The organism is Trinickia sp. Y13 (assembly GCF_029522115.1).
Taxonomy (GTDB): Bacteria; Pseudomonadota; Gammaproteobacteria; order Burkholderiales; family Burkholderiaceae; genus Trinickia.
In genome coordinates, this window is record NZ_JAKWFK010000021.1 from 1 (window position 1) to 25,657 (window position 25,657).

20 protein-coding genes and 1 pseudogene are annotated in these 25,657 nt (G+C 64.1%); 6 read left to right on the forward strand and 15 right to left on the reverse strand.

Annotated elements, in window-relative coordinates; translation table 11 throughout:
- The 9 genes and pseudogenes from MMB74_RS24910 to MMB74_RS24950 form a co-directional block, all read right to left on the reverse strand.
- Positions 1 to 897: pseudogene (locus MMB74_RS24910) on the reverse strand (hypothetical protein); the annotation flags it as partial.
- A gap of 343 nt (positions 898 to 1,240) precedes the next feature.
- Positions 1,241 to 3,331, reverse strand: coding sequence for an ABC transporter ATP-binding protein (locus tag MMB74_RS24915; protein WP_277431335.1), 2,091 nt, complete (start codon positions 3,329 to 3,331; stop codon positions 1,241 to 1,243).
- Positions 3,328 to 4,212, reverse strand: coding sequence for an ABC transporter permease (locus MMB74_RS24920; protein WP_277431336.1), 885 nt, complete (start codon positions 4,210 to 4,212; stop codon positions 3,328 to 3,330). The genes MMB74_RS24915 and MMB74_RS24920 overlap by 4 nt, the downstream gene beginning before the upstream one ends.
- Complete coding sequence (locus tag MMB74_RS24925) at positions 4,209 to 5,219, reverse strand: ABC transporter permease (RefSeq protein WP_277431337.1); 1,011 nt, start codon at positions 5,217 to 5,219, stop codon at positions 4,209 to 4,211. The genes MMB74_RS24920 and MMB74_RS24925 overlap by 4 nt, the downstream gene beginning before the upstream one ends.
- 73 nt (positions 5,220 to 5,292) lie before the next feature.
- Positions 5,293 to 6,969, reverse strand: coding sequence for an ABC transporter substrate-binding protein (locus tag MMB74_RS24930; protein WP_277431338.1), 1,677 nt, complete (start codon positions 6,967 to 6,969; stop codon positions 5,293 to 5,295).
- 193 nt (positions 6,970 to 7,162) lie between these two features.
- Complete coding sequence (gene fusA, locus MMB74_RS24935) at positions 7,163 to 9,271, reverse strand: elongation factor G (protein WP_277431339.1); 2,109 nt, start codon at positions 9,269 to 9,271, stop codon at positions 7,163 to 7,165.
- A gap of 272 nt (positions 9,272 to 9,543) precedes the next feature.
- Positions 9,544 to 10,047, reverse strand: a complete 504-nt coding sequence (locus tag MMB74_RS24940; RefSeq protein WP_277431340.1) for a DUF192 domain-containing protein — start codon at positions 10,045 to 10,047, stop codon at positions 9,544 to 9,546.
- A gap of 182 nt (positions 10,048 to 10,229) precedes the next feature.
- Positions 10,230 to 10,418 carry a hypothetical protein gene (locus MMB74_RS24945; protein WP_277431341.1) on the reverse strand — a complete coding sequence of 63 codons (189 nt, stop codon included), beginning with the start codon at positions 10,416 to 10,418 and terminating at the stop codon, positions 10,230 to 10,232.
- Positions 10,419 to 10,783: 365 nt separating this feature from the next.
- A complete protein-coding gene (locus tag MMB74_RS24950) occupies positions 10,784 to 11,383 on the reverse strand; it encodes a pseudouridine synthase (protein ID WP_277431342.1) in 600 nt (199 codons plus the stop codon).
- Positions 11,384 to 11,801: 418 nt separating this feature from the next.
- Between MMB74_RS24950 and icd the strand changes: the two genes are divergently transcribed.
- Both icd and MMB74_RS24960 read left to right on the forward strand, forming a co-directional pair.
- Positions 11,802 to 13,058 (forward strand): NADP-dependent isocitrate dehydrogenase, encoded by a 1,257-nt coding sequence (gene icd / locus MMB74_RS24955; protein ID WP_277431343.1) that lies wholly within the window; start codon positions 11,802 to 11,804, stop codon positions 13,056 to 13,058.
- A gap of 160 nt (positions 13,059 to 13,218) precedes the next feature.
- A complete protein-coding gene (locus tag MMB74_RS24960) occupies positions 13,219 to 13,665 on the forward strand; it encodes a GNAT family N-acetyltransferase (protein ID WP_277431389.1) in 447 nt (148 codons plus the stop codon).
- Between the two features lie 121 nt (positions 13,666 to 13,786).
- Here the strand turns inward: MMB74_RS24960 and cspD are convergent, their stop codons facing one another.
- A complete protein-coding gene (gene cspD, locus MMB74_RS24965; RefSeq protein ID WP_007586257.1) occupies positions 13,787 to 13,993 on the reverse strand; it encodes a cold shock domain-containing protein CspD in 207 nt (68 codons plus the stop codon).
- 572 nt (positions 13,994 to 14,565) lie between these two features.
- Between cspD and clpS the strand changes: the two genes are divergently transcribed.
- Positions 14,566 to 14,880 carry an ATP-dependent Clp protease adapter ClpS gene (gene clpS / locus MMB74_RS24970; RefSeq protein WP_102612772.1) on the forward strand — a complete coding sequence of 105 codons (315 nt, stop codon included), beginning with the start codon at positions 14,566 to 14,568 and terminating at the stop codon, positions 14,878 to 14,880.
- The gene (clpA, locus tag MMB74_RS24975; RefSeq protein WP_277431344.1) at positions 14,877 to 17,174 is read left to right on the forward strand and encodes an ATP-dependent Clp protease ATP-binding subunit ClpA; all 2,298 of its coding nucleotides are present in this window, start codon (positions 14,877 to 14,879) and stop codon (positions 17,172 to 17,174) included. Before clpS ends, clpA begins: the two co-directional genes overlap by 4 nt.
- 100 nt (positions 17,175 to 17,274) lie before the next feature.
- Here the strand turns inward: clpA and dut are convergent, their stop codons facing one another.
- From dut to MMB74_RS25000, 5 genes are all read right to left on the reverse strand, one after another.
- Positions 17,275 to 17,721, reverse strand: coding sequence for a dUTP diphosphatase (gene dut / locus MMB74_RS24980; protein WP_277431345.1), 447 nt, complete (start codon positions 17,719 to 17,721; stop codon positions 17,275 to 17,277).
- A 102-nt stretch (positions 17,722 to 17,823) separates the two neighbouring features.
- A complete protein-coding gene (gene coaBC, locus MMB74_RS24985) occupies positions 17,824 to 19,038 on the reverse strand; it encodes a bifunctional phosphopantothenoylcysteine decarboxylase/phosphopantothenate--cysteine ligase CoaBC (protein ID WP_277431346.1) in 1,215 nt (404 codons plus the stop codon).
- A gap of 19 nt (positions 19,039 to 19,057) precedes the next feature.
- The gene (gene lspA / locus MMB74_RS24990; RefSeq protein WP_277431347.1) at positions 19,058 to 19,561 is read right to left on the reverse strand and encodes a signal peptidase II; all 504 of its coding nucleotides are present in this window, start codon (positions 19,559 to 19,561) and stop codon (positions 19,058 to 19,060) included.
- Positions 19,561 to 22,398, reverse strand: coding sequence for an isoleucine--tRNA ligase (gene ileS / locus MMB74_RS24995; RefSeq protein ID WP_277431348.1), 2,838 nt, complete (start codon positions 22,396 to 22,398; stop codon positions 19,561 to 19,563). The genes lspA and ileS overlap by 1 nt, the downstream gene beginning before the upstream one ends.
- A gap of 110 nt (positions 22,399 to 22,508) precedes the next feature.
- Entirely contained in the window at positions 22,509 to 23,522 is a 1,014-nt protein-coding gene (locus tag MMB74_RS25000) for a bifunctional riboflavin kinase/FAD synthetase (RefSeq protein WP_277431349.1), read from the reverse strand.
- 150 nt (positions 23,523 to 23,672) lie between these two features.
- On the opposite strand from MMB74_RS25000, the gene purN reads away from it, so the two are divergent.
- Together purN and MMB74_RS25010 are read left to right on the forward strand one after the other, a co-directional pair.
- A complete protein-coding gene (gene purN / locus MMB74_RS25005) occupies positions 23,673 to 24,323 on the forward strand; it encodes a phosphoribosylglycinamide formyltransferase (protein ID WP_277431350.1) in 651 nt (216 codons plus the stop codon).
- The gene (locus MMB74_RS25010; protein ID WP_277431351.1) at positions 24,320 to 25,645 is read left to right on the forward strand and encodes an RsmB/NOP family class I SAM-dependent RNA methyltransferase; all 1,326 of its coding nucleotides are present in this window, start codon (positions 24,320 to 24,322) and stop codon (positions 25,643 to 25,645) included. Before purN ends, MMB74_RS25010 begins: the two co-directional genes overlap by 4 nt.
- The last annotated feature ends 12 nt before the right edge of the window (positions 25,646 to 25,657 follow it).

The window sequence follows — 25,657 nt, forward strand, 5'->3', positions numbered from 1 at the left end:
GGAACCGCCACCGGAACCGCCACCGGAACCGCCCGAGCCGCCACCGGAACCGCCCGAGCCGCCACCGGAACCGCCCGAGCCGCCACCAGAACCGCCCGAGCCGCCACCGGAACCGCCCGAGCCGCCACCAGAACCGCCCGAGCCGCCACCAGAACCGCCCGAGCCGCCACCAGAACCGCCCGAGCCACCACCGGAACCGCCCGAGCCGCCACCAGAACCGCCCGAGCCGCCACCGGAACCGCCCGAGCCGCCACCAGAACCGCCCGAGCCACCACCGGAACCGCCCGAGCCGCCACCAGAGCCACCACCAGATCCACCGCTCGAGCCACCCGAACCGCCGCCGGACCCGCTCGAACTCCCGGTGCCGCCGTCGCCATGGCCGCCGCCGCTACTACCCGTGCCGCCTGACGGTCCTCCTCGCCCGGGCGCTGCCGCGCCGCCATTGTCGCCGCGCCCGCCGCCGAATGCGCCGCCCGGCGCGGCACCGCTGCCCTCGCCGCTTGCCGAAGTTCCATCGCCGGTACCGCCGACATCGTTCGTCACCGCAGTGTCGTCGGGCTCGACGGCGCATGTCCAACGTCCAGTCGCATCGCGGCATCTGTCGTCGGCCGATGCCGAGGGGTTGCCTCCCTCCGCGGTATTGGAGTCGGCCGCCAACGACGCGGCGTCGATTGGCGCAGCGCTCTGAAGCTGCGTCGTCGTCGGCGAGCCCGATTCACTGGAATGAGCAGTCGCCGCCTGCATCGTGGCACTGGTCTCGATCATCCACCGGCCCATCACGTCGATGAACCCGCCTGCCTGCGCCCCGCTTGCCAGTAGCGCGAGCACCGCACCGGCTGTCGCCTTCTGGATCCCGTGAAATACATAGGAGTCCTTATTAATTGATTTGGTCTTCATCGCCATCTCCCCGCTGGGAACGACGCTCGAGTGTCGTCGTACTCCCATCCCCCGAAGGGTGGAAGTAGCGGCCCAACTACGATGCGCGAACTGTGCGATGGCGTACACATCGGTTAGGCGGCTACGCGAGGCGTCTCGCGATAACCGTGCCATCGCGCTCTGGGCCGCGCCGCATCTGGGCGCACGGGCGGCGCTTCAACATCGGGGAGCGAAATTCGGCTCAAAGCGTTTCACGCGTGAAACGCGACATCGCTCCTCTTATGAGCGATTGCAGACGAAGGCGTGGGACAGCGCGAAGCGGTGAGGCAAACGGCGGTGCGGGAAGCGACGTATAGCGCCGTGCTTACGCGCTTTGTGTTTCGCGTTGCAGCGCGCGCAGATCGTGCACGCGAATGTGGCAGCGAATTCGATGACCCTCGCCGGCATCGGTGAACGGCGGGTCGCGTTCCTCGCAGATGGCCCCGAGCTTGCGCGGGCAGCGCGGATGAAATACGCAGCCTGAAGGGGGCGCTACTCCGCTTGGCGGATCGCCGGCCAAACGGATGCGCGTGTTCGATCGCACGTTCGGCGGGTCGAAGCTGGGCATCGCCGAGAGCAATGCTTCGGTATAAGGATGATGTGGTCCTTCGAAGACCGCGTGCGCCGGCCCGATCTCGAGCAGTTTGCCGAGGTAGAGCACAGCGATGCGATCAGACACGTAGCGCACCACGTGTAAATCGTGAGAAATGAATACGTAGCTGACACCCCGTTCGCGCTGCAAATCGGTCAACAGATTCAAGATCGCCGCTTGCACGGAGACGTCGAGCGCCGAGGTAGGCTCATCGCATACGACCACGCGAGGATCGCCGGCGAACGCCCGCGCGATGGCGACACGCTGCTTCAGCCCGCCCGAGAGTTGCCGCGTTCGCGCGTCGAGGTACCGGGTAGGCAGCCGCACCGCGTGTGCAAGCGTGGCAAGCCGCGCGCCATGTGCGCGTCCCCGCAGCGCGCCGAGCTTGGATAGCGCGCGCCCTATCAGCCGTTTGACCGAATGAGCGCGATTGAGCGCCGAGTCTGGGTTCTGAAACACGATTTGCAGTGACTTGACCTGCTCGTCGTCGCGACCCGCCACGTGCGCGGACAGCGGTTTGCCGTCGAGTTCCAGCGTGGCGCCGGGGTCCGGCGCGAGCAAGCCCACGAGCAGCTTGGCGAGCGTCGTTTTGCCGCTGCCCGATTCGCCCACGAGCCCGAGCGTCTCGCCGGCGGCGAGATCGAGCGATACGTCGTCGACTGCGCGCATCGGCTTGCCCGATGCGTCGAACGTCTTCGACAAATGCGCCGCATGCAATGCAAGCGGCGCGTGCGCCGGCCCATCGGAGGCGGCGTCGGTGCGGGCGGGCGGCGTCACCGCGTGGGCAAGCGCGCTGGCTTGCTCGTAGTAATGGCAACGCGACATCTGCGTTCCGTGCTCGGCATGAAATCGCTGCGGCGGCGGGGTCTCGCGCCGGCAGCGCTCGTCGGCCAACGGGCAACGCGGCGCGAAGGCGCAGCCGGCGATCGCGGCGCCGGGCGGCGGCAGGCTGCCTGCTATCGTGTCGAGCGGTTCCCCGTCTTTGCTGCGTCCTTCGCTAGGCAAGCACCGCAGCAGGCCGACCGTATACGGATGGCTCGGCGCGCCGAACACGTCCGCAGTCGCGCCTTCTTCGACGAGACGGCCCGCATACAGCACGCCCACGCGACTGCACATGCGGCCGATCACGGCCAGATTGTGGCTGATGAAGAGCACCGCAGTGCCGAACTCCTCGCGCAGCTTCGCGACGAGGTCGAGCACCTCGGCCTCCACGGTTGCGTCCAGGCCCGTCGTCGGCTCGTCGAGAATCAGCAGCGCCGGCTTGGACGCCAACGCCATCGCGATCACGACCCGTTGCTGCATGCCGCCCGAGAGTTGATGCGGGTAGCTCGTCATCACGCGTTCCGGCGCGGCGATGCGCACGTGGCGCAGCATCTCGAGCGCGCGCGCGAAGGCGTCGGCGCGCGTGGCGCCCGCCGCTTCGAATGCTTCGGACACCTGACGGCCGATCGTCAGTGATGGGTTGAGCGCGCGCGAAGGATCTTGATAGACCATCGACACCGTGTGTGCGCGCATCGAGCGCAAAGCGCCGGCCGGAAGCGATGCGACATCGCGTCCCGCGATCGAGATGCGGCCCGCGGTGATTCTGCCGTTGCGCGGTAGATAAGCGAGCGCCGTGAGCGCTACCGTGGACTTGCCGCAGCCCGATTCGCCGACCAAGCCATACGCCTCGCCACGGCGCACGCGGAACGTCACGTCGTGCAGGACCTCGCGCTCGCGGCCGCGCACGCGATAGGCGACGCTCAGGCCCACGACGGCGAGCGCATCGTCCTCGCCGCTCACCGCGGTGTCGAAGGCGGGATAGGCACGGGGCGCGGCGCTCACCGGTCGAATACTCCCTGCACGCTGTCGGCGACGAGATTGACTCCGACGACGAGTGTTGCAATGGCCCCCGCATCGAATGCGACGGTCCACCATGCCCCGCCCGTCATCAGCGCATACGATTCGGACAAGGCCAAACCCCAGTCGGCCGACGGCGGCTGAATGCCGAAGCCGAGAAACGAGAGCGTCGCGACGGCGAAGATCGCGTAGCCCAGGCGCACCGTGGCTTCGACGATGACAGGCGGCAGCACGTTCGGCAAGATCTCGGCGAACATGATGTAAGGCGCACGCTCGCCTCGCAATTGGGCCGCATCGACATAATCGAGATGGCGCTCGGCCAATACGGCCGCGCGCACGGTGCGCGCCGTGATCGGCGTGAAGGTCAGCCCGATCACGAGCACGACGGTCGCATTCGATGCGCCGAGCGCGGCCAGCGCCGCAAGCGCGAGCACGACGAGCGGCAGGGCCAGCAGCGCATCGATCAGACGGCCCAAGGCATTGTCGAGCCACCCGCCGAAATAGCCGATCAACAGGCCCAGCGTCGTGCCCGCCACCGTGCCGACGAGCGTTGCGAGCGGTGCGATCGTCAAGATGTCGCGCGCCCCCACGATGACGCGTGAAAATATGTCGCGGCCGAGCTGGTCGGTGCCGAACCAGTGCACGCGATCGGGCGGCAAGAGCGAATTGAGCGGATCGGAGGCATACGGATCGAGCGGCGCGAGCAGCGGGCCGAAGATGGCGCAAACGACCCAGAAGAGCAGGATTGCCGTGCCCGCGAGGAAGGTCGGCGAGCGCACGAGCGCGCGCAACGTTTCGAAGCGCGCCGCCTGCAGCGCACGCTCGCTTGCCGCCTGCGCTTCGGCGGGCTGGACTGCGCCGGTCATTGCGCGCCTCCAAGGCGAATGCGCGGATCGAGCACGGCGATCAGCGCGTCGGCGACGAGATTGGCGGCCATATAGACGACGCCGACCGCGAGCACGCCTGCTTCGAGCATCGGAAAGTCTTTAGCCATCGCGGCGTTGTAGATCAGCGAACCGATCCCTTGGTAGTGGAACAGCGTCTCGACCACGACGAGCCCGCCCACCATATAGCCGAGCTGCGTGGCGGCGACGGTGATCGTCGGCATCAGCGCATTGGGCAGCACATGGCGAACGAGGACGACGCGCCCGGGCAACCCCTTGAGCACGGCCGTGCGTGTGTAATCGGCATCGATCGCTTCCACCGTGCCTGCGCGCGCCATCTTTGCGATATACCCGAAGAAAACGAAAACGAGCGGCATGGCGGGCAGGATCAAATGCCGCAGTACGGTCAGCGCACTTGCATCGTTTGGATATCCGGCTTCACTGGGCAGCCAGCGCAGCCAAATCGCGAAGACGAGGATGAGCGCGATCGACGAGACGAACTCGGGTACGACGGTGGCCGACAAGCCGACGATCATGATCGTGCGGTCGAGCCACCGGCCCTCGTGCAGGGCGGCCCAGACGCCGGCGGCGATCGCGAGCGGAACGACGATGACGAACGCCAGTGCGCCGAGCTTGGCCGAGTTGAGCAGGGCGTGCGCGACGAACGGCGCGACGGGCGAGCGATACGCGTATGAGTTGCCCATGTCGCCGCGCAAGAAATGCCCGATCCAATGCGCGTATTGCATGAGCACGGGCCGATCGGCGCCGAGCTGATGATCGAGCGCCGCGACGGCCCGCGCGTCGGCGAGCGGACCCAGAATCGCTCGGCCGATATCGCCGGGCAACAGTTGACCGAGCGCGAAGACGATCATCGACAGCAGCCACAGCGTCACCAGCGACAGCGCGAACCGGCCCGCGAGAAAGCGAGCGATGCGCTCGGCGCTGCCGCGGGCAGCATGACGGCGCGGCGGAAAAGCGGTATCGGACATCGTTGCGGGCGTAGTCGGGCCGGTTGGTCGGTTACGGATGCTAACTATTGGTCTGCCTGCGCACGCAGCCTCGTCATGCCTTCACTTGGGCGCGGTCGAAATAGAGTTGCGAAATGGCCGTGAAGCGCACCCCGGTCACGTTCTTACGCGTGGCGATGAGCTGATCGAAGAAGTACGGAATGATCAAGGGCGTTCGATCGAGCAACAACGTTTCGATTTCACCGGCGATGCGCTTTTGCGATGCGACGTCGATCGCGCCGACGAATTGGCCGACCAGCTTGTCGTAATCCGGGTCCTTGAAGTGGGCCGCGTTCCATGCGCCACTGCTGACGAGCGGCGCATTCAAGAACAGATTGGGCACGCCGCGGTGACCGTAGTCGGTGATGCCGAGCGGCGCGTCGAGCCAATTGGAACTGCCGAAGCTTCCCTTGCCGTAGTACTGGCCTTGGCTTTCCACCTTCAAGGTGAGCGTAACGCCGATCGCCTTCAGGGCGTTTTGCAGGACGACAGCGAGATCGGGAATCTCCATGAACTTCTCGGTCGTCAAAGTCGCGGCGAACCCGTTGGGATGCCCCGCCTGCGCCAGCAATTTCTTTGCCGCGGCAACGTCGTGGCGGCGTTGCGGCACGGACGGATTGGTCGACGCAAAGATCGGCGCGAACGGGCTGTCGTTGCCCACGACGGCCCGCCCTTTGAACAGGCCGCGCACGAGCACGTCCCGATCGACGGCGAGGGCGAGCGCTTGCCGCACGCGCTTATCGTTGAAGGGCGCCGTGTCGCACCGCATGTGAATCTGCCGATGCGCGCTCGACTTGACGCCTTGCACGACGAATTCGGGATTGTTCAGGATGCCCAGTCCGCCCTGCACGGTGAGATCGCCCATCACATCGGCTTGCCGTCCTTGCAACGCGAGAATCTGTGCTTGGCTATCGGCGTAGAAGACGAACTGCACGCGCTCGGGCAGCGCTTTGTCGCCCCAATAATCGGAATTGCGCACGAACGATGCGGCGCGCTTGGCCTCGTACCGCTCCAGCTTGAACGGCCCCGTGCCGATGAAGCTCGTTTCGTAGTCGCCTTTGAAATCGGCGGGCAGGATGACCGCGTTGTAATTGTCCGACGAGACGTAGTAGGGGAAGTTGCCGTTCGGCGCATCGAGGTGAAACTCGACCGTATGGCCGTCGACCACGCGCGCGCCGCCCTTGGACAGGACGCCCTTGAAGACGGAGAGCGCGGCCGAGCCGCTTGCCGTATCGGCGAGCTTGTCGAAGGTGGCGGCGACATCCTTGGCCCCGAAGGGTTTGCCGTCGTGAAATTTGACGTTTTGCCGCAGTTTGAAGGTCCAGACGTCGCCCTTCTCGTTCGTGCGCCACGACAAGGCCAACGCGGGCTTGAGCGGTGCGGCGCCGCCCACGTCGTCGATCAGAAACTCGCCCGTTTGCGCGATCAGCGCGAGCCCGGCCGCATCGGCCACGGTCAGCGGGTCGACGCGCCCCGCGGGCGTCAAATGCGCAACGCGTATGGTGGCGCCGCTCGCGCCCGCGCCGGCCGCTTGCGCGTGCGCGCGCAGCGGCGCCGCCAGGCCGCTTGCCGCCAATACGACGCTCGAGTAGCCCAGCACGCTTGCATAGCGAAGCAAATCGCGCCGGGAGAGGCGGTGAGCGAGGAATTCGTCGATGGCGTGATTGCCGAGTTCGTCGGCATCGCGGCGAGCCGCAGCCAGAGACAGATCAAGCGCTGTGGGGTTCTTCATCGATGGGGTTCCGGTTCGTGTGGGAGGCGCGCTCGCTAGGAGCATCGCGGCGTTGACGAGCGGTACGGCGACGACGAATGCGTTTGCAGTTTAACGAAAAAAACCCGCCGGGCGCGCGGCGCCCCGGCGGGCTCGACAATTCCCGCAGCCTCCGAGCGAGGCTCCGGCGTTGGCCGGAGCCTGCTGTGAGGCGCTACTTTCCTTTGGAATTGACGATGGCTTCCGATACATTCGCGGGCGTTTCGGCGTAATGCTTGAACTCCATCGTATAGGTTGCGCGGCCTTGCGTCAGCGAGCGCAGCGAAGTCGAATAGCCGAACATTTCCGCAAGCGGCACCTCGGCGCGAATCACCTTTCCGCCGCCGCCCGCAATGTCGTCCATGCCTTGCACGATGCCACGACGGCCGGACAGATCGCCCATGACGTTGCCCATGAAGTCCTCCGGCGTTTCGACTTCGACGGCCATCATCGGTTCGAGCAAGACGGGCTTGGCGCGCCGCATGCCGTCCTTGAACGCCATCGAGCCCGCCATGCGGAAAGCGTTTTCGTTCGAGTCCACATCGTGGTACGAACCGAACGTGAGCGTCACTTTGACGTCCACGACCGGGTAGCCCGCCAGCACGCCGCTCTTGAGCGTTTCCTGAATGCCCTTGTCGACCGCGGGGATGTACTCGCGCGGCACGACGCCGCCTTTGATCGCGTCGACAAACTCGTAGCCTTTGCCCGGCGGCTGCGGCTCGAGCTTGATGACGACGTGCCCATACTGACCGCGCCCGCCCGATTGCTTGACGAATTTGCCTTCGACGTCTTCGGCGCTGGTGCGAACCGTTTCGCGGTATGCCACTTGCGGCTTACCGACCGTCGCCTCCACGCCGAACTCGCGTCTCATCCGGTCGACGAGAATTTCGAGGTGCAATTCGCCCATGCCCGAGATGATCGTTTGCCCCGATTCCTCGTCGGTTTGCACGCGGAAGGAAGGATCTTCCTGCGCCAGGCGATTGAGCGCGATCCCCATCTTTTCCTGGTCGGCTTTCGTCTTCGGCTCGACCGCTTGCGAGATCACGGGCTCGGGGAAAATCATGCGCTCGAGGATGATCGGATTTGCGGGGTCGCACAGCGTGTCGCCCGTCGTGGCTTCCTTCAAGCCGACGGCGGCCGCGATGTCGCCCGCATAGACCTCTTTGATCTCTTTGCGGTCGTTCGCGTGCATCTGTAAAATTCGCCCGACGCGCTCCCGCTTGTTCTTGGTCGAATTCAGGACGGTGTCGCCGGAGTTGACGATGCCCGAGTACACGCGGAAGAAGATCAACTGGCCGACGAACGGATCGGTCATGATTTTGAACGCGAGCGCGGAGAACGGCTCTTCGTCGCTGGGGTGGCGCTCGGCTTCCTTGTCGTCCTCGTCGTGGCCGAGAATCGCGGGCACGTCGATGGGCGAGGGCAGGTAATCGATCACGGCATCGAGCATCGCCTGCACGCCCTTGTTCTTGAAGGCGCTGCCGCACAGCATCGGCACGATTTCGTTGGCGATCGTGCGCTTGCGCAGGCCGCCCTTGATCTCCGCTTCGGTCAACGACGTGTGATCCTCGAGGTACTTTTCGAGCAGATCTTCGCTTGCCTCGGCGGCGGCCTCGACCATCTTCTCGCGCCATTCTTCGGCGCTCGCGCGCAGGTTCTCCGGAATGTCGCGGTACTCGAACTTCACACCTTGGCTTTCCTCGTCCCAGATGATCGCTTTCATCTTGACGAGATCGATCACGCCTTGGAAATGTTCCTCGGCCCCCACGGGGATCTGAATCGGCACCGCAACGCCCTTGAGCCGTTCGCCGATTTGCCGCTGGACGCGAAAGAAGTCGGCGCCGACGCGATCCATCTTGTTGACGAATGCGATGCGCGGCACCTTGTACTTATTGGCCTGGCGCCAGACCGTTTCCGACTGCGGCTGTACGCCGCCGACCGAGTCGTACACCATGCAGGCGCCGTCGAGCACGCGCATCGAGCGTTCCACTTCGATTGTAAAGTCGACGTGTCCGGGCGTATCGATGATGTTGATCCGGTGCTCGGGGTAGTTGCCGGCCATGCCTTTCCAAAACGCCGTCGTCGCGGCCGACGTGATCGTGATGCCGCGTTCCTGCTCCTGCTCCATCCAGTCCATCACCGCCGCGCCCTCGTGAACCTCGCCGATCTTATGGCTCACGCCGGTGTAGAACAGGATGCGTTCGGTGGTCGTGGTCTTGCCGGCATCGATGTGAGCGCTGATGCCGATATTTCGATAGCGCTCGATGGGAGTCTTGCGGGGCACGTCGATCTCCTTGGAATGTGGGCGCCGCGACAGGCGGGATCGGATCCCGCCGGGACGCGGCGCGTGCGGTGTTGCAGACTTACAAGCATAGCGCCTGCCCAAGCCTTTTGCAGGAAGCATGCGCGAACGAAAAGGACGGCTCGCTGCGGGTCGGCGGCAATGCCTAATAAAGGACCGCGAAAAGGAGCGGCGTGATGAACGGCTTGCAAAGAACGGTGTGTCCTCGCCGTGCACGCCCAAGCGAGGCGCCGCGCGCACGTCAGCCGCGGGGGCTACTGCGGCCGCGGCAGCCCGTCGATCTTCATCCCGGGTTTGATGCCTTTCGCGGCGAACCAGCCTTTGGACATTTCGAGGGCGTAGACGCCGTTGTTGCGCGGACAGTGATTGTTGGTGGTCTCGGCCTGCATTTCGTCGATATCGGTGATCGTGCCGTCGGCTCGCATGAAGGCGATCGATAGCGGGATCAGCGTGTTCTTCATCCAAAAGCAGTGAACGGCGTTTTCACCGAAGACGAACAGCATGCCTTCGTTAGGCGCGAGTTGCGTCCGATACATGAGCCCTTGCTCGCGATCGGGATCGTTGGCGGCGACGGCCGCATCGATCACGAACATGCCGGCGGTCAATTTCACGTGCGGGAACGCCTCGGGCGGCTTGGCACCGGCGGGCAAGGCTTGGGCAAAGGCCTGGCCGGGCGCGAGTTGCACGGCCGCGAGCGCGAAGGCGGACAAAGCGACGGCGGCGAAACGCGCCTGCCACGAGCGAATCGAGAATCGCACGAGAACACTCCTTTTGGACGACGAGAACCCGCGCATGTTACGCGAGCGGGCGCGAGCCGAGCAAAGTGCATGCGCCGAAACAAAAAAGAAAAGAAAAAGGCAGGCGCCTTGCGGCCGCCTGCCTTGCAACGCCGTAAAGAACGGCAGTACTGCTGGTTCTTGACTGCGTTGTTACGACAAACTTACTCCGAAGCGCCCGAAGCGGCTTCTGCCTTGGCGGCCTTCTTCGCGTGCTTCTTGACGTGCTTCTTGACGTGCTTCTTGGCGGGGGCCGTAGCAGCGGCCGGAGCCGAGGCTTCCGGAGCCGAAGCTTGTGCGAAAGCAGCCGTTGCGAACAGGCCAGCGACCAGAGCGGCGATCAGTTTGCTCATTTGTAAATCCTCAGCTTTAGTTAATTAACCAAATGACCCGGTCAATGAGTCATGTCGGTAAACGTGCCATCCACCTTTCGGTTGACAGCCGCATCAAACAAAATTGCCGACGCGTCTGCGAGCGCTTCGGTCGACGTTCCGCTTGGTGAAAGCAACACGGGGCGGCGGGGCCGAACGCGAATGCCGGATAGCTTTCTAGCGGCATCTGCGTCGGATAACGCGCGACGCGCACTGGCGGTTGACGCGAAATTGTCGAACCTGCGGCAGCCGCATCGAAGGTGGCCTGGGCGAGGCGCGGCCTGCATGCCCGCCAGCACGGCGAAAAGCAAGAAACCTTGCTGGTGCGACACGTTAGTGATTCTCGCTCAATCGGCCGTCCGTTTGGCGCGTTTGCGCGCAGCCATGCCCTCCCACGGTGCGCGGTGCGGCAATTCGCACCATTGGCCCGGGGCGAGGCCCAGCTTCATCAGATCGAGGGCACCGATGCCGGCGCGCACGAGGCGCAGCGTGGGAAAGCCGACGGCCGCGGTCATGCGCCGCACCTGACGATTCTTGCCCTCGGTGATTTCGAGCTCGATCCATGTAGTGGGGATTGCTGCGCGGTAACGGATGGGCGGAACGCGAGGCCAGAGCGCCGCAGGCGCTTCGATGACGCGTGCGTGACACGGACGCGTCGTGTAATCGCCGAGGTCGACGCCGGCCGCCAACTTGTCGAGCGCCGCCCGGTCGGGCTCGCCTTCCACTTGCGCCCAATAACGCTTGAGGAGCTTGTGACGCGGTTCGGCGATGCGCGCCTGCAAGGCGCCGTCGTCGGTGAGCAGCAGCAGCCCTTCGCTGTCGGCGTCGAGCCGGCCGGCGGGATAGACGCCGGGAACGTCCACCCAGTCGCCCAGCGAGGCATGGCGCTCGTGTGGCGAGAACTGGCAGATCGTGCCGTACGGTTTGTTGAGGGCGATGAGGCGCATGTGACTGAGTGAAGAAGCAGGTGCCGAGGCGCGCACTCGCCGAAACGAACGAGCCGCGCGCAGCGCGGCCTCCATGCTGCAGCGCGCTTGCCGCAGCGTTGCCAGGCGCGTCTATGGCAAATGGCGGAATCTTAATGCATAATACGGAACGCCTAAGTCTTTTGTCTTATATAAGACCCAAGACCGACCGCCTCGCTTGCCGGGCCACTGCGCTGGCGCCGGGCGCACGCTCATGCTTGCGCCGCCGTCGATTCGACGTGGGCTAGAATAGCCATCCAGCCGCATTGGCGCGGCCGCATCGAGCGCCGAACCGAAAATTGGGCAAGTGCTGCGCGTCGGCGCACGGGAGATGAACGTCCCGTTGCGCGTGGCCGCGCATCGCTGCTTTCCACCCGCACAGCCAACACTGGAGTCGATCATGCCGTATCAGCACATCAAGGTTCCGACGGGCGGTGACAAGATCACCGTCAACGCGGACTTTTCGCTCAACGTTTCCGATCAGCCGATCATTCCGTACATCGAGGGTGACGGCACGGGCTTCGACATCACGCCCGTGATGATCAAGGTGGTCGACGCGGCGGTCGAAAAGGCGTACGGCGGCAAGCGCAAGATCCACTGGATGGAAATCTACGCGGGCGAGAAGGCGACCAAGATCTACGGCCCGGACGTCTGGCTGCCCGAAGAAACGCTGCAAGTGCTCAAAGAGTACGTCGTTTCGATCAAGGGGCCGCTCACGACGCCCGTCGGCGGCGGCATCCGTTCGTTGAACGTCGCGTTGCGCCAAGAGCTAGACCTGTATGTCTGCTTGCGCCCGGTGCAATATTTCAAGGGTGTTCCTTCGCCGGTGCGCGAGCCGGAGAAGACCCACATGGTGATCTTCCGCGAGAATTCGGAAGACATCTACGCCGGCATCGAATGGGCGGCGGAATCGGAACAGGCCAAGAAGGTCATCAAGTTCCTGCGCGAAGAAATGGGTGTGAAGAAGATTCGCTTCCCCGAAACGTCGGGCATCGGCATCAAGCCGGTTTCGCGTGAAGGCACGGAGCGTTTGGTGCGCAAGGCGATCCAATACGCGATCGACAACGATCGCCGCTCGGTCACGCTCGTGCACAAGGGCAACATCATGAAGTTCACCGAAGGCGCATTCCGCGATGCGGGCTATGCGCTGGCTCAGAAGGAGTTCGGTGCGGAACTGATCGACGGCGGCCCGTGGATGAAGTTCAAGAACCCGAAGACGGGCAACGATATCGTCGTGAAGGACGTGATCGCCGACGCATTCCTGCAGCAAATCTTGCTGCGCCCGGCGGAATACGACGTCATCGCCACGCTGAACCTGAACGGCGACTACATCTCGGACGCACTGGCCGCGCAAGTTGGTGGCATCGGCATCGCCCCGGGCGCGAATATGTCCGATTCGGTGGCCATGTTCGAAGCCACGCACGGCACGGCGCCCAAGTACGCGGGTAAGGACTATGTGAACCCGGGCTCGGAGATCCTGTCGGCCGAAATGATGCTGCGTCATATGGGTTGGACGGAAGCGGCCGATGTGATCATCTCCTCGATGGAGAAGTCGATCCTGCAAAAGCGCGTGACGTACGACTTCGCGCGTTTGATGGAAGGCGCGACGCAGGTTTCCTGCTCGGGCTTCGGTCAGGTGCTGATCGAGAATATGTAAGTGTTGGTCGAGAATATGTGACACGCACGGCAGTCTTGCGTAGGCTGCTGCGAACCCCGGCGGATGCTTCTTGCCCGCCGGGGTTTTTCTTTCGATGGTGCGATAACGCATCGCATGCAATAGTTCCGACCTTTTTGGATATTGCCCAGTGAACGCTTCGATTTCGATTCGCTCATTCGAGCCGCGCGATTTATCCGAAACAGCGCGATTGTTCGATTTATATCGACAATTCTATGAACAGCGCCCCGATTTGATGCACGCCGAGCGATTCATTCGCGCGCGCACGGAAAATGGCGACTCGGTCGTGCTGGTCGCCGACGACGGTGAGGGCACGCTCGCGGGATTCTGTCAGCTTTACCCGTCGTTTTGCTCGGTGGCGGCGGCCCCGATCTACGTGCTGTACGACTTGTTCGTCGAACGGCGGGCGCGGCGCTTGGGCGTCGCGCGGGCCTTGCTCGCAGCCGCACACACCCGCGCTCTAGCGGACGGCAAGGTTAGAATGGATTTGACCACCGCCAAGACGAACGTGACGGCGCAGGCGTTGTACGAATCGATGGGATGGCGCCGCGACGAGGTGTTTTTCACTTACACGCTGGCGGTGCGTTGATGCTGCACGAAAGGGGCGCCGTGGTGCGGCTCGCAGGTGCAAGGCCTAGGCGCGGCCTCCTTTCCGGCGAAAAAAACCCGGCCGAAGCCGGGCTTTCATAGGCGCTGCCGTCGAGGCAGTCTTAAGCTGCAGACTGAATGTTCGACGCCTGCTTGCCCTTCGGTCCTTGGACGACCTCAAAGCTCACCTTCTGACCTTCCTTGAGCGTTTTGAAACCGTTCATTTGGATGGCCGAGAAGTGCGCAAACAGATCCTCGCCGCCTTCATCGGGCGTGATGAATCCGAAGCCTTTCGCGTCATTGAACCATTTGACCGTACCAGTTGCCATACCAACTTCCCCTGTAACTCATGTCCCACGAGCCTGCTCGAAAAGCTCGACAGCCGCATGATGCAGCCGCCCCCTCCGCACTAGCTCACCTCGGCATTTTTTTTCGTACGTCCACTTCTTGGCTAGCTGAAAAAAGTGCCAGCTTGATTGTTGGATCTCTTTAAGCAGGTGTCAAGTGAATTTTGAGATGTTCGATGGAGCATTGCTTCGAGCACCGATTTTCAGGGTTTCTCCCGCGTAGAGTTTGTGCGCTAGCGCAAGCGGCGGCTCTTGAAAAGTCGCATAATCGACTCAGATGTGTCCGGTGCCCGATGCCGCGAAGCGCGGCCGGCGGCCGGGGTGGGCGTCGAGAAGCTCGGCACGCTCTGTGCGATACTCGATGCGGTCGCTACGATCGCTGCGGCGGGAAGCCGCGGCGGCGAGCATGGCGGCGGCGCGAATAGGCGCATGATGCGGGAAGCGGCGGCGATCGGCGCGCGAGTGGGCGCGCGGCGGCGGCGGCCCGGTCCACCAACCGGTCGGTCGGGTCTTGGCAGCATTGCGAGCCCGTCCGAGTTGTTTAGAATGGGTGTATGGCGATTATCCCGGACAAGCAGGATGGCACCGTACTGGAGCGGCAGGAAAAAGCGCTGAAACCGCCGTCCATGTACAAGGTTGTCTTGCTCAATGACGATTTCACGCCAATGGAATTTGTCGTGATGATCGTGCAGGAATATTTCAACAAAGATAGAGAGACCGCTACGCAGATCATGCTGAAGGTGCATCGCGAAGGGCGGGGGGTATGTGGGGTCTATACGCGGGACATCGCGTCGACCAAGGTCGAGCAAGTAGTTACCCACGCACGGCAAGCAGGGCATCCGCTGCAGTGCGTGATGGAGGAAGCATGATTGCCCAGGAACTGGAAGTCAGCCTGCACATGGCGTTCATGGAAGCACGCCAGGCGCGGCATGAGTTCATCACGGTCGAACATCTGTTGCTGGCGTTGCTGGACAATCCGACGGCCGCCGAAGTGTTGCGCGCGTGCGCGGCCAACATCGAAGATTTGCGCCAAAACCTACGCAATTTCATCCACGACAATACGCCGACGGTGCCTGGCACCGACGATGTCGACACGCAGCCCACGCTAGGCTTTCAGCGCGTGATTCAGCGCGCGATCATGCATGTGCAGTCGACGTCGAATGGCAAGAAGGAAGTCACGGGTGCGAACGTGCTGGTCGCCATCTTCGGCGAGAAGGATTCGCACGCCGTCTACTATCTGCAACAGCAGGGCGTGACGCGGCTCGATGTCGTGAACTTCATTTCGCACGGCATTGCGAAGACGAGCAGCAGCGATCCGGCCAAGGCGGGCGACGCCAACGCCGAGTCGGAAGACGCCGCTTCGCAGAAGGAAACGCCGCTGGCGCAGTTCACGCAGAATCTCAATCAGATGGCCAAGGACGGGCGCATCGATCCGCTGATCGGGCGCGAGTCCGAGGTCGAGCGTGTCGTGCAGGTGCTTTGCCGCCGTCGCAAGAACAACCCGCTGCTCGTGGGCGAAGCCGGCGTTGGCAAGACGGCGATCGCCGAGGGGCTCGCCTGGCGCATCACGCGCGGGGAAGTTCCCGACATCCTGGCCGATGCGCAGGTGTATTCGCTCGACATGGGTGCGCTCTTGGCAGGCACGAAGTATCGCGGCGATTTCGAGCAGCGCTTGAAGACCGTGCTCAAAGAGCTCAAAGAGCGTCCGCACGCCATTCTGTTCATCGACGAAATCCACACGCTGATCGGCGCGGGCGCCGCATCGGGCGGGACGCTCGACGCATCGAACCTGCTCAAGCCGGCGCTGTCCTCGGGTACGCTCAAGTGCATCGGTGCGACGACCTTCACCGAATATCGCGGCATCTTCGAGAAGGATGCGGCGCTGTCGCGGCGGTTCCAGAAGATCGACGTGACCGAGCCCACCGTCGAGCAAACGGTCGCAATCCTGCGCGGGCTCAAGTCGCGCTTCGAGGAGCATCACGGCGTCAAGTATTCGTCGGGTGCGCTGTCGGCCGCTGCCGAATTGTCGGCCCGCTTCATCACCGACCGGCATTTGCCCGACAAGGCGATCGACGTGATCGACGAAGCCGGGGCAGCCCAGCGCATTTTGCCCAAGTCCAAGCAGAAGAAGACGATCGGCAAGGGCGAGATCGAGGAAATCATTTCCAAGATCGCGCGCGTGCCGGCGCAAAGCGTGTCGCAGGACGACCGCAGCAAGCTGCAGACGCTCGATCGCGATTTGAAATCGGTCGTGTTCGGTCAGGATCCGGCCATCGATGCGCTGGCCGCCGCCATCAAGATGGCGCGGGCGGGGCTCGGCAAGACCGATAAGCCGATCGGCGCGTTCCTGTTCTCCGGTCCGACGGGCGTCGGCAAGACCGAGGTTGCGCGCCAGTTGGCGTTCACGCTCGGCATCGAGCTGATTCGCTTCGATATGTCGGAGTACATGGAGCGCCACGCCGTCAGCCGCTTGATCGGTGCGCCGCCGGGATACGTCGGCTTCGATCAGGGCGGGCTGTTGACCGAGGCCGTGACGAAGAAACCGCACTGCGTGCTGTTGCTCGACGAAATCGAGAAGGCGCACCCGGATATCTTCAACGTGTTGCTGCAGGTGATGGATCACGGCACGCTGACGGACAACAACGGTCGCAAGGCCGATTTCCGCAACGTCATCATCATCATGACGACCAATGCTGGCGCCGAGTCGATGCAGAAAGGCACGATCGGGTTCACGTCGCGTCGCGAAACCGGCGACGAGATGGCCGACATCAAGCGGATGTTCACGCCCGAGTTCCGCAACCGTCTGGACGCAGTCATCAGCTTCCGTTCGCTCGATGAGGAAATCATCATGCGCGTGGTCGACAAGTTCCTCATGCAACTCGAAGATCAGTTGCACGAGAAGAAGGTCGACGCGCTCTTCACCGACGCGCTGCGCAAGCACTTGGCCAAGCACGGCTTCGATCCGCTCATGGGCGCGCGCCCGATGCAGCGCTTGATCCAAGACACGATCCGCCGCGCACTTGCCGACGAGTTGCTGTTCGGCAAACTCATGAGCGGCGGGCGCGTGACGGTCGATGTCGATGATAGCGACAAGGTGAAGTTGACGTTCGACGAGAATGCCGCGCCGCGCAATGCGAGCCCGGAAGCGGTCGAAGTCGAGTAAACGGGTAGCACTGGCGGATCGGGGTTCGCCAAAGAAAACGGCGCTTCGCAGTTCGAAGCGCCGTTTTCGTTTTTGCGCGTGCCGTGACGCTAGCGATCGATCAATGCTTGCCTGTGCTGCCGAACCCGCCCGCGCCGCGTTCGCTCGCGGGGAATTCGTCGACAATATTGAACTGGGCCTGCACGACGGGCACGATGACGAGTTGCGCGAGGCGCTCCATGGGATTCAACGTGAACGTCGTATGGCCGCGGTTCCAAGTCGAGATCATCAGCTCTCCCTGGTAATCGGAATCGATCAAGCCGACCAGATTGCCGAGCACGATCCCATGCTTGTGGCCCAAGCCCGAGCGCGGCAGGATCAACGCCGCATAGCCAGGATCGCCGACATGGATCGCAAGACCGGTCGGCACGAGCGCCGTTTGCCCCGGTTCGAGGGTGATCGACGCCTCGATCGCGGCGCGCAAGTCCAGGCCCGCGCTGCCCGTTGTGGCATAGGCGGGGAGGTAATCGCGCATGCGCGCGTCGAGGATTTTCAGGTCGAGTTTCATAGATGAATGAACAGGCATAAAAGCCGCAAGGTAAGGTCCGGTGCCATCGGCGCGGATCCGCGCCGAGCACTCATTGGGCCGCGGGCTCGGCGCGCTTGGCCATCACGAAATGAGACTCGTATCGGGTAGCCGTCGCGCGATCTCGGCGATCAGCACGCTCGCAAGCGTGTCCTTGTCGGCGCGGGGCAAATGCTTCGCACCCGTGGCATCGAACAAGATCACCTCGTTATCGTCGCGGCCGAACGTGGCCGGTCCGAGATTGCCGACGATGAGCGGGACGTTCTTCTTCAGGCGTTTTTGTTCGCCGTTGGCGGCCAAATCCCCGCTTTCGGCCGCGAAGCCGACGCAGTATGGCGCATTGGGCAGTTTCGCAACGGTCGCGAGAATATCGGGATTTTCGACGAACGAAAGCGTCGGAACGGCTTGCCCCGCCGTTTTCTTGATCTTGTGCGGACTCGTTTGGGTCACGCGCCAGTCGGCTACCGCCGCCACGGCGATGAATACGTCCGAATCCGCGACCGATTGCATGACGGCGTCGTACATCTGCTGCGCGGTTTCGACGTCCTCGCGCTCGACGCCCCATGGGGTCGACAGCGCCACGGGACCAGCGATCAAACGCACTTCGGCGCCGGCTTGCTGCGCAGCGCGGGCAAGTGCGAAGCCCATCTTGCCGCTCGACCGATTCGTGATGCCGCGCACGGGGTCGATCGGTTCGAACGTCGGCCCGGCCGTAACAAGCACACGCCGGCCCGCGAGCAGTTTCGGCCGGAAGAACGAGACGAGCGCCTCGAAGGCGTCTTCCGGTTCGATCATGCGGCCTTCGCCCACCTCGCCGCAGGCTTGCGACCCGGCGTCGGGACCGAGAATGACGACGCCGTCGGCGCGCAATTGCGCGACGTTGCGTTGGGTGGCGGGATGCGCCCACATCTGCCGGTTCATCGCGGGCACGACGAGCAGCGGGCACTCGCGGGCGAGGCAAAGGATCGAGAGCAGATCGTCGGCCCGCCCGTGGGCGAGCTTGGCCAGGAAGTCGGCCGATGCCGGTGCGATCACGATCGCGTGCGCCGCGCGCGATAGATCGATGTGCGGCATGTTGTTGTCGATGCGCGCATCCCATTGGCTCGTGAACACGGGCCTGCCCGAGAGCGCTTGCATCGTGACCGGCGTGATGAACTGCGTCGCCGCGTCCGTCATCGCGACCTGGACGGTCGCGCCGGCCTTGGTCATCAAGCGCGTCAGTTCTGCGATCTTGTAGCTAGCGATGCCGCCCGTCATGCCGAGCAGCAGATGTTTGCCTGCGAGTTCCGCGGTTGCCAAGCTTTGCCTCCGAAGCACGTCAGCGCGCGCCGCGCACGCGCCGCAACTCGTCGATCACGAGCAGCGCGGCGCCAATGACGATCGCACTGTCCGCGAGGTTGAATGCCGGCCAGTGCCAATTGCCCACGTGGAAATCGAGGAAGTCGATCACTCGCCCGTGCACCAGGCGATCGATGACATTGCCTAGCGCGCCCCCCATGATCAGCGCGAGCGCCGTGCAAAACAAGCGCTGATTGCCGTGGCGCTTGAGCAAATAGACGATGACGCATGCGGCGATCACGCCCAGCCCCGTGAACGCCCAGCGCTGCCAGCCGCTTGCGCTGGACAGAAAGCTGAACGCCGCCCCGCGATTGAAAATCAGCAGGAAGTTGAAGAACGGTGTGACCGCGTGCGGCGTGGCATAGGCAAATACTTTGGTGACGGCGATCTTCGTCAACTGGTCGAACAAGATGACGATCAACGAGATACCGAGCCATGGGGCGAGGGAAGCGCCGCTCGCCTGCATCGAACGCGATTTCGCCATTATGCCGCGCTCCGTTTTTCGCCTTCGCCGAACAGGTTGCTGAAGCAGCGGCCGCAAAGTGTCGGATGTTCCGCCTTCGCGCCGACGTCGGCGCGATAGTGCCAGCAGCGCTCGCACTTCAGATACTTCGAGGCGACCACATCGACGCCTTCCTCGGAGTCGGCATCGACCTTCACAATCTTCGCATCGGAGGTGATCAGCACGAACTTCAAGTCGCCGCCCAAGCTAGCGAGCGCATCGTAGGCGGCCCCCGTCGCACGGATCGTGACTTCGGCTTGCAGGGACGATCCGATTTGCTCGGCCGCGCGCGCCTCTTCCAACGCCTTCGTCACGTTGCCGCGCACCGCGCGCAGCAATGCCCATTTCGAGCGCAGCGCTTCGGCGCCCGGGATCTCCGGGTAGCCGTAATACGTTTCCGTGAAGATCGTGTCGTTGCCCGGTTGAAACACCTTCCAGGCTTCTTCCGCCGTGAACGAAAGGAACGGCGCCATCACCCGCAGCAAACCTTGGGCGATGTGATAGAGCACCGTTTGCGCCGAACGTCGGGCCTGCGAATCGGGCGCGCTCGTGTAGAGGCGGTCCTTCAGCACGTCTAGGTAGAAGCCGCCGAGATCTTCCGAGCAGAACGTCTGCAGCTTCGCGACGACGGGGTGGAATTCGTACTTCTCGTAGTGCGCGAGGATGTCCTGTTGCAGTTCGGCGGCGAGCGCGACGGCGTAGCGATCGATCTCGAGCCAGTGCGCGACCGGCTGCGCGTGCTGGGCGAAATCGAAGTCGGACAGATTGGCGAGCAAGAATCGCAGCGTGTTGCGAATGCGGCGATAGCTTTCGGTCACCCGCTTGAGAATCTCTTCGGAGATCGCAAGCTCGCCCGAGTAGTCGGTGGAGGCGATCCACAAGCGGATGATCTCGGCGCCCAGGCGGTTCGCGACTTCGTGCGGGTCGACGCCGTTGCCGAGCGACTTGCTCATCTTGCGGCCTTCGCCGTCCACGGTGAAGCCGTGCGTCAGCAGTGCGCGATACGGCGCGCGGCCGTCGAGCATGGACGCCGTCAACAGCGACGAGTGGAACCAGCCGCGGTGTTGGTCCGAGCCTTCGAGGTAAAGATCGGCAGGGAAGTGCGAGGCGGCTCGATGAGAACCGCGCAGCACGTGCCAGTGCGTCGTGCCCGAGTCGAACCAGACGTCGAGCGTGTCGCGATTCTTCTCATAGAGGTTGGCGTCCTCGCCGATCAACTCGCGCGCGTCCAGCGTCTGCCATGCTTCGATGCCGCCTTGCTCGACGCGCTGAGCGACGGCCTCGAGCAACTCGATCGTGCGCGGATGCAGCTCGCCCGTTTCCTTGTGGACGAAAAACGCCATCGGCACGCCCCATTGGCGCTGACGCGAGAGCGTCCAGTCGGGGCGATTCGCGATCATGCTGTAAAGACGCTGCTTGCCCCAAGACGGGAAGAACGCGGTGGCTTCCACGCCGGCCAATGCCGTTTCCCGCAGCGTGGCCGCGCCGTCGTTCGGCGTGAGGTCCATGCCCGCGAACCATTGCGAGGTGGCGCGATAGATGATCGGCGTCTTGTGGCGCCAGCAGTGCATGTAGCTGTGCGAGTACTTTTCCGCATGCAGCAGCGTGCCGGCCGCGGCGAGCGCCTCGACCACCTTCGGATTCGCGGCCCAAATGCTGAGCCCGCCGAATAGCGGCAGCGATTCGATGTAGCGGCCATCGCCCATCACCGGGTTGATGATGTCCGAATCGGCCATGCCGTGCGACTTGCAGGACTCGAAATCTTCCACGCCGTAGGCCGGCGACGTGTGAACGATGCCCGTGCCCGAATCGATCGTGACGTATTCGCCCAAGTAGACCGGCGAAGTGCGCTTATAGCCCAGGTGCGCCGACGAGAGCGGATGGTGAAAGCGCAGGTTGACGAGCTTCGCGCCCGATGCGGTGGCGATGACGTTGCCCGTCAGGCCGAACTCCTCGAGCGATGCTTGCACGCGCTCTTGCGCGAGCACGAGCAGGCCGCGCTCGGTGTCCACGAGCGCGTAGTCGAGCTCGGGGTGCACGTTCAGCGCCTGGTTGGCCGGGATCGTCCACGGCGTGGTGGTCCAGATGACGATGCCGCCTTCGCTGCGCGGCAGCGAAGCGAGGCCGAACGCATGCGCCGTTTTCTCGGGTTCGGCGAACGGGAACAGCACGCTGATCGACGGGTCGACGCGGTCCTTATACTCGACCTCGGCCTCGGCGAGCGCGGAGCCGCAGTCGAAACACCAATTCACGGGCTTCAAGCCGCGGAACACGTAGCCCTTTTCGAGAATCTTGGCGAGCGCGCGAATCTCGCCCGCCTCGTTCGAAAAGTTCATCGTCTTATACGGGTTGTCCCAATCCCCGAGCACGCCGAGCCGCTTGAACCCGGCCTTCTGTGTCTCGATCTGCTCGCCCGCGTAGGCGCGCGCCTTTTGCTGCACTTGAGCCGCGGGCAGCGACTTGCCGAACTGCTTTTCGATCTGGATTTCGATCGGCATGCCGTGACAGTCCCAGCCCGGCACATACGGTGCGTCGAAGCCGGCCATGTTGCGCGACTTCACGATGATGTCCTTGAGGATCTTGTTGACCGCGTGGCCCAGGTGGATGTCGCCGTTCGCATACGGCGGGCCGTCGTGCAGCACGAAGAGCGGACGGCCCTTGCTGGCGGCGCGGATCTTTTCGTAGATGCCGTTTTCTTGCCATGCCTTGACCCATTGGGGCTCGCGCTTGGGCAGATCGCCCCTCATGGGGAACGGCGTGTCGAGCAGGTTGACCGGATATTTGGCCTGCGGTTTCGAATCGGCTTTCTTGTCGCTCATAGTGCTATCGCTGAAATCGGTGGGCGCCCGAGCCGTGGGCGCTTCGGTATTGAATAAGTGATGACCGCACGGACAGGCGCTGCGCCTTGCGCCGTGCGCCGGTTCGGCGGCTAGCGAATTCGGTCGGTTGCCGAGGTCGAAAACCCCGTCGCGCGGCTGCCGGGCGCGCCTTCGGCGGCCGCTTGCGCACCCTCGAGCGCCGTGAAATAGGCGCGCGCGCCGACGACATCGCGCGCGATGGCGGCCGTCAGCGTCTCGAGATCGGCGTACTTTTCCTCGTCGCGCAACTTCTTCAGAAATTCGACGCGCACGAGTTTGCCATAGGCGTCGCCATGCCAGTCGAGCAGATGCACTTCGAGCAGCACGCGCCCCGAATCGTCGACGGTCGGGCGCAGCCCCAGGCTCGCGACGCCGGGCAGCGGCGCCGCTTCGACGCCGTGGACGCGGACGATGAAGATGCCCGCCAGCGCGGGGCGCTTATGGGCGATCGGCAGATTCAGGGTGGGAAAGCCCAGGTCGCGGCCGAGCTTGAGCCCATGCACGACATGGCCGCTGATGGCATAAGGGCGGCCGAGCGCCGCGCGGGCGGCGTCGAGATCGCCCGCAATCAGCGCGGCGCGCACGCCCGAGCTCGAAATGCGCGCACCGCTCGGATCGGCGACCGTTTGCATCTGTTCGACCTCGAACCCGTATCGTTCCCCGGCCGCTTTGAGGGAGGCGAAATCGCCGGCGCGCTTGGCGCCGTAGCGGAAATCGTCGCCGATCAACACCCAGCGCGCGTGCAAGCCGTCCACGAGAATGCGCTTGACGAAGGCGTCGGGCGACTGGCTCGCGAACGTGTGATTGAAGTGTTCCACCACCACGCGATCGACGCCGTTGGTGCGCAGCGCTTCGAGCTTGTCGCGCAGCATCGCGATGCGCGGCGGCGCACCGGCCGGATTGAAGAACTCGCGCGGGTGCGGCTCGAAAGTCATGACGCACACGGGCAAGCCGCGCGCGCGCGCCGCTTCGCTCACGCGGGCGAGCAGCGCCTGGTGGCCGCGGTGGACACCGTCGAAGTTGCCGATCGTCAGCGCGCAGGGCGCGCGGCTTTCGGCGTTGGGAAGACCGCGGAAGACTCTCACGATAGCCGTTGGGGTGGGCGGCGCATTGCCGCGAAGCCGATCATCGATGAACGGGCGGCGGATGCCGCAAAGCAGAAGATTATAAACGCTCGGCGCTCGGCCCGGCTCGCGCGCGGATTTGCGCGAGGCCTCGGGTGATAAAATCGCCGGATGAAAAATATCGTAATTCTGATTTCCGGGCGCGGCAGCAACATGCAAGCGATCGTACGCGCTTGTAGCGAGGAGCGCTGGCCAGCGCGCATCGCGGCCGTCGTGTCGAACCGGGCCGATGCCGCCGGGCTTGCGTTCGCGGCCTCCCAGGGCATCGCCACGGCCGTCGTCGAGCACGGCGGCTACCCCGATCGCGAAGCCTTCGACGCAGCGCTAGCGCAGACCGTCGATCGCTTCTCGCCCGACCTCGTCGTGCTGGCCGGCTTCATGCGCGTGCTCACGTCGGGCTTCGTCGAACGTTACGCCGGCCGCATGCTCAACGTTCATCCGTCCTTGCTGCCGAGCTTTCCCGGGCTGCGCACGCACGAGCGGGCGCTCGAAGCGGGCGTGGCGCTGCACGGCGCAACGGTGCATTTCGTGACGCCGCAACTCGATCACGGCCCGATCGTCGCGCAAGGCGCGATTCCGGTCACGGCCGGCGACGATGCCCGCTCGCTCGCGCAGCGCCTGCTCGCGGTCGAGCATGTGATCTATCCGCGCGCGGTGCGCTGGTTCGTCGAAGATCGCTTGACGCTCTCGGGGCTGCGCGTGGCCGTCACGCCGCCCGAACCGCAATGGTATTTCTCCGACACGCAAGAGGCGGCCGTATGAAGCACACGAAGAAAAAAGAAAAGGGCGCGCACGGTCCCGCACGCGCGGGCGGCAAGCGAGATTCGGTGCTGCATGGGTTCCTGATCGGCCAGACCGAAACGCTGCTGGCCGATGTCCTCAAGTTCGCCGGCCCGGCCGATGCGACGACGAGCCGTTTCTTTCGCGCCCATCCCAAGCTCGGCCATGCCGAGCGCGGCGTGATCGCAGAGGCCGTGTTCGCGGTGCTGCGCCGGCGCATGGAGTTCGCCCACTTGGCGGAGAGCGGCAGCGGCAGTCCCACGCGGCGCCTCGCGCTGCTCGGTTTGATGCAGACGGCCGGCCGCGCCGCGCTCGCGCCTTACGTGTCGGACGCCGAAGGCGCATGGCTCGAGCACGTTTCGAAGATCGATCCGGCCAGCTTGCCGCTGCGCGTGCGGACGAACTTGCCCGATTGGATCGCAGAAGCGCTGGCCAAGCGGTTCGACGCGCAGGAGCTGGCGCAGTTGGCCGCCGCGCTCAATTACCCGGCGCCGCTCGATCTGCGCGTCAATCCGATCAAGGCGAATCGCGAGCAAGTCATCGAAGCGCTGAAAAGCGCCGGCGTGGAAGCGGGGGCGTCGCCGTTTGCGCCGTTAGGCGTGCGCGTCGTCGGCAAGCCTGCGCTGACCAAGCTCAAGCCGTTCGAGGATGGCTGGATCGAGGTGCAGGACGAGGGCAGTCAGTTGCTGTGCGCGCTCGTCGCCCCGCGTCGCGGCGAAATGATCGTCGACTTTTGCGCCGGTGCGGGCGGCAAGACGCTCGCACTCGGAGCGGCCATGCGCTCCACGGGGCGCCTCTATGCGTTCGACGTCTCCGACCGGCGGCTCGCCAAGCTGAAACCGCGTCTTGCGCGCAGCGGCCTGTCGAACGTGCATCCGGTGTTGATCGACAGCGAGCACGATGCCAAGATCAAGCGCTTGGCGGGCAAGATCGACCGTGTGCTCGTCGATGCGCCGTGCAGCGGCTTGGGCACCTTGCGGCGCAATCCCGATTTGAAATGGCGCCAGAGCCCGGGCTCGGTCGAGGAACTCGCGCCCAAGCAGGCGTCGATCCTCGCCAGCGCCGCGCGCCTCGTGAAACCCGGCGGGCGGCTCGTCTATGCGACCTGCAGCGTGCTCGAAGCGGAAAACGAAGCGATCGTCACGCAGTTTCTCGCCGATCACCCGGATTTCTCGCTCGTACCGGCGGGCAAGGTGCTCGCCGAGCAACGCATCGAACTCGAAATGGGCGATTTCCTTTCGCTCTGGCCGCATCGGCATGCGACCGACGGCTTTTTCGCCGCGGTGCTCGAACGCCGTGCGTGATCGTTAGCACGA

Bases quoted from the DNA above. Each gene is read 5' to 3' on its own strand.
- MMB74_RS24945 (WP_277431341.1), bottom strand. From the start codon at position 10,418: ATGAGCAAACTGATCGCCGCTCTGGTCGCTGGCCTGTTCGCAACGGCT.
- MMB74_RS24950 (WP_277431342.1), bottom strand. From the start codon at position 11,383: ATGCGCCTCATCGCCCTCAACAAACCGTACGGCACGATCTGCCAGTTC.
- dut (WP_277431345.1), bottom strand. From the start codon at position 17,721: ATGAAACTCGACCTGAAAATCCTCGACGCGCGCATGCGCGATTACCTC.
- clpS (WP_102612772.1), top strand. From the start codon at position 14,566: ATGGCGATTATCCCGGACAAGCAGGATGGCACCGTACTGGAGCGGCAG.
- MMB74_RS24920 (WP_277431336.1), bottom strand. From the start codon at position 4,212: ATGACCGGCGCAGTCCAGCCCGCCGAAGCGCAGGCGGCAAGCGAGCGT.
- purN (WP_277431350.1), top strand. From the start codon at position 23,673: ATGAAAAATATCGTAATTCTGATTTCCGGGCGCGGCAGCAACATGCAA.
- icd (WP_277431343.1), top strand. From the start codon at position 11,802: ATGCCGTATCAGCACATCAAGGTTCCGACGGGCGGTGACAAGATCACC.
- lspA (WP_277431347.1), bottom strand. From the start codon at position 19,561: ATGGCGAAATCGCGTTCGATGCAGGCGAGCGGCGCTTCCCTCGCCCCA.
- MMB74_RS25010 (WP_277431351.1), top strand. From the start codon at position 24,320: ATGAAGCACACGAAGAAAAAAGAAAAGGGCGCGCACGGTCCCGCACGC.
- clpA (WP_277431344.1), top strand. From the start codon at position 14,877: ATGATTGCCCAGGAACTGGAAGTCAGCCTGCACATGGCGTTCATGGAA.
- MMB74_RS24925 (WP_277431337.1), bottom strand. From the start codon at position 5,219: ATGTCCGATACCGCTTTTCCGCCGCGCCGTCATGCTGCCCGCGGCAGC.
- ileS (WP_277431348.1), bottom strand. From the start codon at position 22,398: ATGAGCGACAAGAAAGCCGATTCGAAACCGCAGGCCAAATATCCGGTC.
- cspD (WP_007586257.1), bottom strand. From the start codon at position 13,993: ATGGCAACTGGTACGGTCAAATGGTTCAATGACGCGAAAGGCTTCGGA.
- MMB74_RS24930 (WP_277431338.1), bottom strand. From the start codon at position 6,969: ATGAAGAACCCCACAGCGCTTGATCTGTCTCTGGCTGCGGCTCGCCGC.